Below are 12,682 nucleotides of genomic sequence, written 5' to 3'. Positions count from 1 at the left end.
GAGGACGACCGGGATCGCGCCCGCCGGGCCGGTTTCCCGTGCGCCGGCGGTTTCCAGGGGCCCTCAGAACAGAACAGCGACGTCGAGATCACGCCAAGATCCTCAGAGCGGGTTCACGTCCGCGTCGGCCCCTGTCCTGACACCGCGCGGTGCGACGACTCCGCCAGGAGTGTGAGCTTCGCCGCTCGGTTCCGTGGGGCTGGGCAGCTACATTACCCACAAGTAGCATAGGCTCTGAGCGCGCGCTCAGCGCAACGCAGCAGTGCCATCCCGCACCCTGGAGGAGAGCCATCGTGCCTCGTACCGTCAGGGACGTCGTCTTCGTCGACGGCGTCCGCACCCCGTTCGGCAAGGCGGGCCCCAAGGGCATCTACCACGAGACCCGTGCCGACGACCTCGTCGTGAAGGCGATCCGGGAGCTGCTGCGCCGCAACCCCGGACTCGACCCGAAGAAGATCGACGAGGTCGCGGTCGCCGCGACCACGCAGATCGGCGACCAGGGCCTGACCATCGGCCGTACCGCCGGCATCCTCGCGGGCCTGCCCACCTCGGTTCCGGGCTACTCCATCGACCGCATGTGCGCGGGCGCCCTGACCGCCGTGACCACGGTGGCCGGCTCCGTCGCCTTCGGCGCGTACGACGTCGCCATCGCGGGCGGTGTCGAGCACATGGGCCGCCACCCGATGGGCGAGGGCGTCGACCCCAACCCCCGGTTCGTCTCCGAGAAGCTGGTCGACGAGTCCGCCCTGTTCATGGGCATGACCGCGGAGAACCTGCACGACCGCTACCCGACGATCACCAAGCAGCGCGCCGACGAGTACGCGGTCCGCTCGCAGGAGAAGGCCGCCAAGGCGTACGCCGACGGCAAGATCCAGGCCGACCTGGTACCGGTCTCGGTGCGCCGCACCAACGCCGAGGCGGGCGAGACGGGCTGGGGCCTGGTCACCGCCGACGAGCCGATGCGTCCGGGCACCACCCTGGAGAACCTGGCCGGGCTGAAGACGCCGTTCCGCGTCCACGGCCGGGTCACCGCCGGCAACGCGGCCGGTCTCAACGACGGCGCCACCGCCTCGCTCATCGCCTCTGAGGACTTCGCCCGCGAGAACGACCTCCCGGTGAAGATGCGCCTGGTCTCGTACGCCTTCGCGGGCGTCGAGCCGGAGGTCATGGGCTACGGTCCGATCCCGGCCACGGAGAAGGCGCTCGCCCAGGCGGGCCTGTCCATCTCCGACATCGGCCTGTTCGAGATCAACGAGGCCTTCGCCGTCCAGGTGCTGGCCTTCCTGGAGCACTACGGCATCGCCGACGACGACGCGCGCGTCAACCAGTACGGCGGCGCCATCGCCTTCGGCCACCCGCTGGCCTCCTCCGGCGTCCGGCTGATGACGCAGCTGGCCCGCCAGTTCGAGGAGCAGCCGCACGTCCGCTACGGCCTGACCACCATGTGCGTCGGCTTCGGCATGGGCGCGACGGTCATCTGGGAGAACCCGCACTTCGAGGGGGACAAGTGAGCACCACCGCAGAACTGTTGAAGGGCGCCGCCGCGCTGTTCCCGGACGAGGTCGTCACGACCTCCCACGTACGCCACTTCGAACTGCCCCTGGGCGCGGGCCGCTTCGCGCTCATCACCCTCGACAACGGGCTGGACCACACCAAGCCGACCACCTTCGGCCCCCAGTCGCTGGCGAACCTGGACGCCGCCCTCGACCAGGTCGAGAAGGAGGCCGCGGACGGCGAGATCGTCGGCGTCGGCCTCACCGGCAAGCCGTTCATCTTCGCCGTCGGCGCCGACCTCAAGGGCGTCGAGCTGCTCAAGCGGCACGAGGACGCGCTCGCCATCGGCAAGGGCGGCCACGACGTCTTCAAGCGGCTGTCGAAGCTCGCCGTCCCCACCTTCGCGTACTACAACGGCGCGGCCATGGGCGGCGGCGTCGAGGTCGGCCTGCACTGCTCCTACCGCACGGTGTCCGCGGCCATCCCCGCCTTCTCCCTGCCCGAGGTCTTCCTCGGCCTGGTCCCCGGCTGGGGCGGCTGCGCGCTGCTGCCGAACCTGATCGGCGCGGACAAGGCCGTCTCGGTCATCATCGAGAACAGCCTCAACCAGAACAAGCAGCTCAAGGGCCGGCAGGTCTTCGAACTCGGCATCGCGGACGCGATCTTCGAGGGCGCCGACTTCCTGGAGCAGTCGCTGATCTGGACGGCGGCCGTCCTCAAGGGCGAGATCGTCGTCGACCGTCCGGTGATCGACCGCGGCGAGGCCTGGGACCAGGCCGTCGCCAAGGGCCGCTTCATCGCCGACTCCAAGGTGCACGGCGCGGCCCCGGCCGCCTACCGCGCCCTGGACATCATCGCCGCCGCCAAGAACGGCGACCTCCAGCAGGGCTACGACGCCGAGGACCAGGCGCTCGCCGACCTGATCATGGGCGGTGAACTGCGGTCCGGCCTCTACGCGTTCAACCTGGTGCAGAAGCGCGGCAAGCGCCCGGCCGGCGCCCCGGACAAGAACCTGGCGCGCCCGGTCACCAAGGTCGGTGTCGTCGGCGCCGGTCTGATGGCCTCGCAGCTCGCGCTGCTGTTCCTGCGCCGTCTGGAGGTGCCGGTCGTGCTGACCGACATCGACCAGGAGCGCATCGACAAGGGTGTGGGCTACGTCCACGCCGAGATCGACAAGCTGCTCGGCAAGGGCCGGATCAACCAGGACAAGGCCAACCGCCTCAAGGCGCTGGTCACCGGTGTGCTGGACAAGGCCGAGGGCTTCGCGGACGCGGACTTCGTCATCGAGGCCGTGTTCGAGGAGATGGGCGTCAAGCAGCAGGTGTTCGCGGAGGTCGAGGCGGTCGCCCCGGCGCACGCGATCCTCGCCACCAACACCTCCTCGCTGTCGGTGACGGAGATGGCGTCGAAGCTGAAGCACCCCGAGCGGGTCGTCGGCTTCCACTTCTTCAACCCGGTCGCGATCCTGCCGCTCCTCGAGATCGTCCGCGGCGAGCAGACCGACGACGCCTCGCTGGCGACGGCGTTCGGTGTCGCCAAGAAGCTGAAGAAGACCGCGGTGCTGGTCAAGGACGCCCCGGCGTTCGTCGTGAACCGCATCCTGACCCGCTTCATGGGTGAGATCCAGAACGTCATCGACGAGGGCACCCCGGTCGAGGTCGCCGAGAAGGCGGTCGAGCCGCTCGGTCTGCCGATGTCCCCGCTGGTGCTGCTGGAGCTGGTCGGCCCGGCGATCGGGCTGCACGTGTCCGAGACGCTCAACCGGTCCTTCCCCGAGCGCTTCACGGTCTCCCCGAACCTCAAGGCGGTCGTCGAGGCGGGCAAGCGCGGCTTCTACGTCTACGACAGCGGGAAGCCGGAGCTCGACCCGGAGGTCGCCGCGCTGCTCGAGCAGGGCGACACCGTCCTCACCGAGGAGCAGGTGCGGGCGCGGGTGCTCGACGCGGTGGCGCAGGAGATCGGGCTGATGCTCGACGAGGGTGTCGTCGCCGAGGCGCAGGACATCGACCTGTGCCTGATCACCGGTGCCGGCTGGCCCTTCCACCTGGGCGGCATCACGCCGTACCTGGACCGCGAGGGTGTCTCCGAGCGCGTCAACGGCAAGAGGTTCCTGGCCCCGGGCGTGGCGAGCGTCCCGGCGTGACCGGCCGGCCCTGACAGGGGGCGGGCCGCGCGGTGACGATCCGTGCGGCCCGCCCCTTTTCGTATGGGTTTTCATCACGGGTTCTCGTCACGGGTTCTCGTCACGGGTTCTCGTCACGGGCGCGGCGAGCGGATCGCCGCGCGGTCCGACCGGATGGGCGCCCGGGTCACACCTCGCGCCACGCCGTCAGGGCCAGGCCCGGCTCGTCCTCGCGGCGGGCGAGCCGGAGGGAGCCGGTGGAGCGGGAGACGGTGGCGGCGACGATCTCCTCGTGCTCGTCGAGGGCGAGGGCCACCTCCGCGTCGGCCGGCGACGGAGGGCCGGACTCGGTCCACCGGGCGCCGGACGGCTCCGCCTGCGTGGGGTACGCGGCGAAGGCGATCCTGCCGCTCGCCGAGCGCTGGGCGAGCACCGTGCAGTCGTGACCCGCCACGGCACGGCGCACGGCGCGGACCGGGCCGAGTCCGGCCGCGGTGAGCAGCGGCACCGGTGTGCCGCCGGGACGCCAGGCGCACAGTTCGCCGGACGTGTCGGTGCAGAACAGGGTGGTGTGCTCGGCGGAGGTGGCGAGCGCGCACAGGGTGTCCGGACGGACCGGCAAGTCGGTCTCCTCCGCCCGCACAAGCTGCCCGCCGGGTGTCTCCTGACGCCAGTGCAGGAGGGTGTCCGAGGTCGCCGCGTACAGCTCGATCCGGCCCGACTCGCCGGTCACGGCCGCGAGTTCGCCCTGGACGCCGGCTCCGCCGAGGTCCCGCCAGGGGTCCCAGCCGCCCTTCTCCTTCTGCGCCCGCACGCTCACCCCGCCGCCCTGGTTGCGGACGAAGACGTGCGCGCGGCCCTGGGCGTCGACCGCGACGGCCGGTGTCCCGGTGCGGTCGCCCTTCTGGTCGGGGTGGCCGACGGGGTTCCAGTCGAGGGCGGCGAGCCGGGGCCGGAAGTGGGTGGAGTGCACCAGGCCCGACTGGCCGGACCCGGTGGGCCGCCAGGCGACCAGATGGGCGTAGCCGTCGGCGCCCTGGCCGATCGCCGCTCCCGGACGCAGCTTCTGGTCGCCGCCGACGGTACGGGTCGCCTGCCAGGGACCGCCGGGGGCGAGTTCCGCGCGGCACAGGACGGCGTCGTCCGAGGGCAGATAGACGGTGAGGCGGCCGTCGCGGCCGCGGAGGAGCCAGTCGCCGTTCACCGTTTCACCCTAGGCAAGCCGGTTCGCGGGCGCCTCGGGCGGGGGCCGTTCCGTGGGACTCTGGCCGCATGGACCACAGCGCCGCCCTGCTCGTGATCGTCGATTCCGCGAACGTCTTCGGGTCGGTGCCCGACGGGTGGTGGCGGGACCGCCGGGGCGCCGCGGAGCGGCTGCGGGACCGGCTGGCCTCACGGGGGCTGCCCGACCGTCCGGGGCCGGTGGAGATCGTCCTGGTGGTGGAGGGCGCGGCACGGGGCGTGGAGTCGGTGCCCGGGGTGCGGGTGGAGGCGGCACCGGGCAGCGGCGACGACCGCGTGGTCGACCTGGTGGCCGAGGCGGGTGAGCGCCCGGTCCTGGTCGTCACCGCCGACCGCGAACTGCGCCGCCGGGTGACCGCCCTGGGCGCCACCGTGACCGGCCCTCGGACCGTCCGCCCCTGACCGCCACCGCCGAAGACGGCGGGACCGGGGGCCGTGTGGGTTACCGGAAGGCCGGGCCCTGCGGCTTGCCGGGCCGGCCGCCGACCTCCTCTTCCCGGCCCAGACGGCTGTGGCTCCGGCTGTAGAGGAAGTAGAAGACGAAGCCGAGCGCCATCCAGAGGCCGAACCGGAGCCAGGTCTCGGCGGGCAGGTTCAGCATCAGCCACAGCGAGGCGGCGACCGACAGGATCGGCAGGAACGGCACCCACGGGGTGCGGAAGGCCCGGGGCAGGTCGGGGCGGGTGCGGCGCAGGATGACCACGCCGAGCGCGACGACCACGAAGGCGAACAGCGTGCCGATGTTCACCAGCTCGGCGAGCTCCGACAACGGGGTGAAGCCCGCGACGATCGCGATGATCACACCGAGCAGGATGGTCGGCCGGTACGGGGTCCTGAAGCGGGGGTGGACGCGGGAGAAGAAGCGGGGCAGCAGCCCGTCCCTGCTCATCGCGAAGAACACCCGGGTCTGGCCGAGCAGCAGGATCAGGCAGACCGTGGTCAGACCGATGGCGGCGCCGAAGCTGATGAAGCCCGCGAACCAGGGATGGCCGGTGGCCTTGAACGCGTCCGCGAGCGGGGCGTCCACGGACAGGTCGGTGTAGCGCTGCATTCCGGTGACGACGATCGACACGGCGACGTACAGGACGGTGCAGATGAACAGGGAACCGAGGATGCCGCGCGGCATGTCCCGCTGCGGGTTCCTGGTCTCCTCGGCGGCCGTGGCGACGACGTCGAAGCCGATGAAGGCGAAGAAGACCACCGAGGCCGCCGTGAAGATGCCCATCACGCCGAAGTTGGACGGTGCCCAGCCGATCATCAGCTGGATGAGCGGCGCACGGAGACCTTCACCGGCTGGGACGGCCTGCGCCTTCGGGATGAACGGGTGGTAGTTGCCGGCGGTCACGAAGAAGGAACCGGCGACGATGACGACGAGGACGACGGTCACCTTGATGGCGACGACGACCGAGGTCACCCGGGCGGACAGCTTCATGCCGAGGACGAGGACGCCGGTGAGGACCAGCACCAGTACGGCGGCGAGGATGTCGAAGCCGAAGCCCACGGCGCCGTCCCGGGTGCCGAGCGCCGCGGGCAGATGCCAGCCCACGTTGTCCAGCAGCGAGTGGATGTAGCCGGACCAGCCGACGGCCACCACTGCCGTGCCGAGCGCGAACTCCAGGACCAGGTCCCAGCCGATGATCCACGCGGGCAGTTCCCCGAGGGAGGCGTACGAGAAGGTGTAGGCGGAGCCCGCCACCGGGACGGTGGAGGCGAATTCGGCGTAGCAGAGCGCGGCGAGCGCACAGACGACGCCGGCCACCACGAAGGCCAGGGCCACGGCGGGCCCGGCGTTGTTCTTGGCGACCGTACCGGTGAGCACGAAGATGCCGGTGCCGATGATGACGCCGACGCCGAAGACGGTCAGGTCCAGCGCGGAGAGGGACTTCTTGAGCGCGTGCTCCGGTTCTTCGGTGTCGCGGATGGACTGCTCGACCTTCTTCGTCCGGAAGAGGGTGCTGCTCACAGGTACCTCCCACGCTGCGTCGTCCTCGACATGATCGAGAGGGGGCGTACCTCGTATGCCCCGGCGCGGGCGCCTTCACGCGAACGGGCCGCCCTCGCCACTCTTCACAGTGGCACGGGCGACCCGTTCGGGCGCATCGGCGAAGGGGGTCAGTCGCGGGCCGGTTCCACCGACTCGGCGGCGGCGCGTACGGCGGAGTTCGCGTCGTGTGCGCCGTGCGTGCCGTTCGAGCGGATCCGGGAGGGCGGGAGGCCGCCGTCCAGCTTCGCCACCAGACCGGTGACCTGACGGGCGATGTCGGGAGCGGTGAGCCCGATCTCCGCCAGGACCTCGGCGCGGGAGGCGTGGTCGAGGAAGCGCGGCGGGATGCCGAAGTCGCGCAGCGGTACGTCGACGTCGGCGTCGCGCAGGGCCTGCGCGATCGTCGAGCCGACTCCGCCGACGCGGGAGTTGTCCTCGACGGTGACGACGACCCGGTGCTTCTCGGCGAGCGGGGCCATGGCCTCGTCGACGGGCTTGACCCAGCGCGGGTCGACGACGGTGGTGGAGATGCCCTGCCGGTCGAGCAGGCCGGCGATCTCCAGGCACATCGGGGCGAGGGCGCCCGCGGAGACCAGCAGCACGTCCGGGGTGTCGGTGCCGGGCTCGCGCAGGACGTCCATGCCGCCGACGCGTCCCACGGCCGGCACGGCGGGCCCGACCGCGCCCTTGGAGAAGCGGACCACGGTCGGCGCGTCGGTGACCTCGACGGCCTCGCGCAGCTGGGCGCGGACCTGGTCGGCGTCGCGCGGGGCGGCCAGCCGCAGCCCGGGGACCACCTGGAGGATCGACATGTCCCACATGCCGTTGTGGGAGGCGCCGTCGGTGCCGGTGACACCGGCCCGGTCCAGGACGAAGGTGACGCCGCACTTGTGCAGGGCCACGTCCATCAGCACCTGGTCGAAGGCGCGGTTGAGGAAGGTGGCGTACACGGCGAAGACGGGGTGCACCCCGCCGTGGGCCAGGCCCGCCGCGGAGACCGCGCCGTGCTGCTCGGCGATGCCGACGTCGTAGACACGGTCCGGGAACCGCTTGGCGAACCGGTCGAGGCCGACCGGCTGGAGCATGGCCGCGGTGATGGCGACGACGTCCTCGCGCTCCTCGCCGAGCTTGACCATCTCCTCGCCGAAGACGGACGTCCAGTCGGCACCGGAGCTGGCGATGGGCAGGCCCGTGTCGGGGTGGATCTTGCCGACGGCGTGGAAGCGGTCGGCCTCGTCCGCCAGGGCGGGCTGGTAGCCGCGGCCCTTCTCGGTGAGGCAGTGCACGATCACCGGGCCGCCGAAGCGCTTGGCGCGGGTGAGGGCGGACTCCAGGGCCTCGATGTCGTGGCCGTCGATGGGGCCGACGTACTTCAGCCCGAGGTCCTCGAACATGCCCTGGGGGGCGATGAAGTCCTTCAGGCCCTTCTTGGCGCCGTGCAGGGTGTCGTAGAGGGCCTGGCCGACGACCGGGGTGCGCTCCAGGACCTCCTTGGTGCGGGCCAGGAAGCGCTCGTAGCCGTCGGTGGTGCGCAGGGTCGCCAGGTGGTTGGCGAGGCCGCCGATGGTGGGCGCGTAGGAGCGCTCGTTGTCGTTGACGACGATGACCAGCGGCCGGTCCCGGGCGTCGGCGATGTTGTTCAGCGCCTCCCAGGCCATGCCGCCGGTGAGCGCGCCGTCCCCGATGACGGCGACGACGTGGTCGCCGGTCCGCCTGAGCTGGTTGGCCTTGGCCAGGCCGTCGGCCCAGCCGAGGACGGTGGAGGCGTGGCTGTTCTCGATGACGTCGTGCTCGGACTCGGCCTGCGAGGGGTAGCCGGAGAGGCCGCCCTTCATCTTCAGCCGGGAGAAGTCCTGTCGGCCGGTCAGCAGTTTGTGCACGTAGGACTGGTGGCCGGTGTCCCAGAGCACCTTGTCCCTGGGGGATTCGAAGACGCGGTGCAGGGCGATGGTGAGCTCCACCACACCCAGGTTGGGGCCGAGATGGCCGCCGGTCTTGGAGACCGCGTCGACCAGGAAGGTCCGGATCTCCTCGGCCAGCTGGCTCAGCTCCTCCGCGGTGAGCCGGTCCAGATCGCGCGGTCCCCTGATACGGGTCAGCAGCGGCACCCGTGCCTCCTTGCAGTAGAGCTGATCGAGCTGTTGCCGGGCTCGACGAGTCTAATGTTCCGCTCCGGCGGTCGGCGTCCGGGCCGTGCGTCATGCCTCACGCGGTCCGGCTCCGCCCAGGCCCGGAGCGCCCTGGGCCAGGCCCTGTGCCAAGCCGTGGACACGGCTGTGCCCGGTACCGCAGGGGCACCGGGCACAACACCGCGGAAACGGTACGCCTGATCGCTAGGCGCGGCCCGCGGTCTTCTGCGTCTTGCGGGTGATCGCGTCGATGACGACGGTCGCCAGCAGCACGCCACCGGTGATCATGTACTGCACCGGCGAGGCGATGCCCTCGAGGGCGAGGCCGTACTGGATGGAGACGATCACCAGGACACCGAGGAGCGCGTTCCAGGTGCGGCCCCGGCCGCCGAAGAGGGACGTGCCGCCGATCACGGCCGCGGCGATGACGTTCATCAGGAACTCACCGGTGCCCGCGCCCTGGTTGGCGGAGGCGATCTTCGAGGCGACGAAGAGGCCGCCGATCGCGGCGAAGGTGCCGGCGATCGCGAAGACCGAGATCCGGACCATCTCCACGTTGATACCGGCACGGCGGGACGCCTCGACGCTGCCGCCGAGCGCGAAGACCTTGCGGCCGTAGGCGGTGCGGCGGAGCAGGAAGTCGGTGAACACCAGCACCGCGAGGAAGATCACCACGGCGAGCGGCAGGCCCTTGTGCTGGTTGTAGACGATCGCCACGGCGAAGGAGACGACGGCCAGCAGCACCGTGCGCACGATGATGTCGTTCAGCGGGCGCGAGGGGATACCGGCGGCCTCGCGGCGGCGGTTGCCCAGGAACGCGGTGAGGAAGTACCCGACGACGGCCACGAGGGCGAGGCCGTAGGCGGCCGCGACGTCGGTGAAGTAGTAGCTGGTGAACTTGCCGACGATGCCTTCGCTGTCCAGGTTGATGGTGCCGTTGCTGCCGAGTATCTGCAGCATGAAGCCCTGCCAGAACAGCAGACCGGCCAGCGTCACGGCGAAGGCGGGGACGCCGATGCGGGCGAAGACGAAGCCGTGGATGGCGCCGGCCGCCGTGCCGGTGAGGATGGCCAGCACCAGGGCCAGCCACTCGTTCATCCCGTGGGTGACGCTCAGCACCGCGAAGGCGGCGCCCGCGACACCGCTGACCGAGCCGACCGACAGGTCGATCTCGCCGAGCAGCAGGACGAAGACGATACCGACGGCGATCATGCCCGTGCCGACCATGGCGACGGACATGTCGGAGAAGTTGCCGGCGGTGAGGAAGTTGGAGTTCAGGCCGGTGAAGATGGCCCAGATGATCACCAGGCCGATGATGACGGGGACGGACCCGAGGTCGCCGGCCTTCATCTTCCGCTTGAACTCGCCGATGTAGCCGGCGAAGCCCTGTTCGCGGACCAGCAGCCGGGGGTCGACGGCGGTGACCGCCGCGGCGGCCGCCTCGGTGTTCTCGACCGTGTCGGCGGCGGGCGTCGAGGTCTTTTCGGTGCTCACTTGCTGACCTCCCCATTGGTGCGCGCCGCACGGCGGGTCACGGCGTTCTCCGTGGCGCCGGTGATGGCGGAGATGATCTCTTCCTGAGAGGTCGACTTGACCTCGAAGGTGCCGTTGTTGCGCCCGAGGCGCAGTACGGCGACCTTGTCCGCGACGGCCTTGACGTCGGCCATGTTGTGGCTGATGAGGATGACCGCGTGGCCCCGCTCGCGCAGCCGCTCGACCAGGTCGAGGACCTGCGCGGTCTGCTCGACGCCGAGGGCGGCGGTCGGTTCGTCGAGGATCACCAGCTTGGGCTCACCGAGCATGGACCGGGCGATGGCCACGACCTGGCGCTGACCGCCGGAGAGCGAGGCGATCGGGATCCGGACGCTGGGGATGCGGATCGACAGGGTGTCGAGGAGCTCGCGGGAGCGGCGCTCCATCTCCACCTCGTCCAGGACACCGCGCTTGCGGATCTCCCGGCCCAGGTAGAGGTTGCCGACGACGTCGATGTTGTCGCACAGCGCGAGGTCCTGGTAGACCGTCGCGATGCCCAGGTTCTGGGCGTCGTGCGGCTTGTTGATCTGGACGGCCTTGCCGTCCCACTCGATGACGCCCTCATCGATGGGGTGCACGCCGGCGATCGTCTTGACCAGCGTGGACTTACCGGCGCCGTTGTCGCCGACCAGGGCGACCACCTCACCGGCGCGGACCTCAAGCTCTACGTCGGTGAGCGCCTGGACGGCACCGAAACGCTTGGAGACCCCGCGCAACGCCAGCACGGGCGTAGCGGACACGTGAACCATCTCCTTCGCCGCCTGACCCGGCGGGAGGTTGTGCAGAACGACTGGGTGGGGGGTGGGGGGACACCCGCGGGGTGTTCCGACCGGCGCCCCGCGTAGCTTGCGGGGCTGGTGTGTGCGGGGCGCCGGCGGAGTTCGCGGCAGTCCGTCCCGTACGGGAGCCCGGTGCGGACTCCCGTACATCTCATGGGACTTCGGGACTGCTTACTTCAGACCGAGCTTGTCGCAGGCGGCCTTGTACTTGCCCGTGCAGATCTCCTCGACGGTGTAGACGCCGTCCTTGATCACGGTGTCGTTGATGTTCTCCTGGGTCAGCGACACGACCGGGACGAGCACGGAGGGCACACCCTTGGTGGTGGGGCTGTCGACCGTGTCCTTGGCGACGGAGTCGAGCGACTTGCCCTGGGCGAGCGCGACGGCCATCTCCGCGGCGGCCTCGGCCTCCGGGGCGTACGGCTTGTAGACGCTCATGAACTGCTCACCCGTCACGATGCGCTGCACGCCCGCGAGTTCGGCGTCCTGGCCGGTGACCGGGACCTTGATGCCGGCGGCCTTCAGGGCGGTGATGATGCCGCCCGCCATGCCGTCGTTGGCGGAGTAGACACCGACGATCTTGTCCTTGCCGAGGGCGGAGATGGCGCCCTCCATGTTGGCGTTGGCGTTCTCCGGCTTCCACTCCTTGGTGTCGTACTCGCGGCCGACCTTGACCTTGCCGTCGAGGGCGGCGTGCGCGCCCTCCTTGAACTGGGCGGCGTTCGGGTCGGTGGAGGAGCCGTTCATCATGACGATCTGGCCCTTCTTGGCCTTGTCGCCCAGCGCCTCGAGCAGGGCCTCGCCCTGCGTCTTGCCGACGGTCACGTTGTCGAACGAGGTGTAAGCGTCGATCGGGCCCTCGGCCAGGCGGTCGTAGGCCACGACCGGGATGCCGGCCTCCTTGGCCTTCTTCACCGAACCGGCGATGGCCTTGGCGTCCACCGCGTCCAGGATCAGCACGTCGACCTTGTTGGTCACCATCGTGTCGACCTGCTGGTTCTGCAGGCTGGCGTCCTGCTTGGCGTTGGCGTAGACGACCTCGGCCTTGTTGTTCGTGAGCTCCTTGACCTTCTTCTCGATCAAGGGCTTGTCGAACTTCTCGTACCGCGCGGTCTGGTTCTCCGGCAGGAGCAGGCCGACCTTGATGGCGTCGCCCTTCTTGGCCGCGGAGTCGCTCGCTTCGCTCTTGTCGCCGGACTCGGCGGCGCTGCCGCAAGCGGCGAGAGAGACGGCCATCGCACCGGCGGCGATGGCGACGGCGGTACGACGCATACGCGTGTTCACTTCAGAAACCTCCCTGACGAGGCCGCGACGGTGCGGCCGAGGTGGCTGGAAGTCAACTCGGCCACACGTGCGACGTCAAGAAGTAAATCCTTAACGAGATGGCAACGGTGCCATC

9 protein-coding genes are annotated in these 12,682 nt (G+C 70.4%); 3 read left to right on the top strand and 6 right to left on the bottom strand.

Annotated elements, in window-relative coordinates; translation table 11 throughout:
• The first annotated feature begins 293 nt into the window (after nt 1-293).
• Together DIZ27_RS35610 and DIZ27_RS35605 are read left to right on the top strand one after the other, a co-directional pair.
• Complete coding sequence (locus DIZ27_RS35610; RefSeq protein WP_109382553.1) at nt 294-1,511, top strand: acetyl-CoA C-acyltransferase; 1,218 nt, start codon at nt 294-296, stop codon at nt 1,509-1,511.
• Nucleotides 1,508-3,637: a 3-hydroxyacyl-CoA dehydrogenase NAD-binding domain-containing protein gene (locus DIZ27_RS35605; RefSeq protein WP_109382552.1), complete on the top strand. Its 2,130-nt coding sequence runs from the start codon at nt 1,508-1,510 to the stop codon at nt 3,635-3,637. Before DIZ27_RS35610 ends, DIZ27_RS35605 begins: the two co-directional genes overlap by 4 nt.
• Nucleotides 3,638-3,803: 166 nt before the next feature.
• On the opposite strand, the gene DIZ27_RS35600 is transcribed toward DIZ27_RS35605, so the two are convergent.
• Complete coding sequence (locus DIZ27_RS35600; protein ID WP_109382551.1) at nt 3,804-4,820, bottom strand: hypothetical protein; 1,017 nt, start codon at nt 4,818-4,820, stop codon at nt 3,804-3,806.
• A 68-nt stretch (nt 4,821-4,888) separates the two neighbouring features.
• Here DIZ27_RS35600 and DIZ27_RS35595 point away from each other — a divergent pair, with 68 nt between their 5' ends.
• On the top strand, nt 4,889-5,260 hold the full coding sequence (locus tag DIZ27_RS35595; RefSeq protein WP_109382550.1) for an NTP pyrophosphohydrolase: 372 nt from the start codon (nt 4,889-4,891) through the stop codon (nt 5,258-5,260).
• A 40-nt stretch (nt 5,261-5,300) separates the two neighbouring features.
• Here the strand turns inward: DIZ27_RS35595 and DIZ27_RS35590 are convergent, their stop codons facing one another.
• The 5 genes from DIZ27_RS35590 to DIZ27_RS35570 all read right to left on the bottom strand — a co-directional run bounded on the left by DIZ27_RS35590 (nt 5,301) and on the right by DIZ27_RS35570 (nt 12,555).
• Nucleotides 5,301-6,821: an amino acid permease gene (locus DIZ27_RS35590; RefSeq protein ID WP_109382549.1), complete on the bottom strand. Its 1,521-nt coding sequence runs from the start codon at nt 6,819-6,821 to the stop codon at nt 5,301-5,303.
• A 149-nt stretch (nt 6,822-6,970) separates the two neighbouring features.
• The gene (gene dxs / locus DIZ27_RS35585) at nt 6,971-8,950 is read right to left on the bottom strand and encodes a 1-deoxy-D-xylulose-5-phosphate synthase (RefSeq protein WP_109382548.1); all 1,980 of its coding nucleotides are present in this window, start codon (nt 8,948-8,950) and stop codon (nt 6,971-6,973) included.
• Nucleotides 8,951-9,175: 225 nt separating this feature from the next.
• Nucleotides 9,176-10,465: a sugar ABC transporter permease gene (locus tag DIZ27_RS35580; RefSeq protein ID WP_109382547.1), complete on the bottom strand. Its 1,290-nt coding sequence runs from the start codon at nt 10,463-10,465 to the stop codon at nt 9,176-9,178.
• Nucleotides 10,462-11,253, bottom strand: a complete 792-nt coding sequence (locus DIZ27_RS35575; RefSeq protein WP_181383847.1) for an ATP-binding cassette domain-containing protein — start codon at nt 11,251-11,253, stop codon at nt 10,462-10,464. The genes DIZ27_RS35580 and DIZ27_RS35575 overlap by 4 nt, the downstream gene beginning before the upstream one ends.
• A 201-nt stretch (nt 11,254-11,454) precedes the next feature.
• A complete protein-coding gene (locus DIZ27_RS35570) occupies nt 11,455-12,555 on the bottom strand; it encodes a substrate-binding domain-containing protein (RefSeq protein ID WP_181383850.1) in 1,101 nt (366 codons plus the stop codon).
• Between the last annotated feature and the right edge of the window lie 127 nt (nt 12,556-12,682).

The organism is Streptomyces sp. NWU339 (assembly GCF_003143855.1).
Lineage (GTDB): Bacteria > Actinomycetota > Actinomycetes > Streptomycetales > Streptomycetaceae > Streptomyces.
Note: the sequence above shows the minus strand (reverse complement) of the source record. Positions and strands in the feature narration are given on the sequence as shown.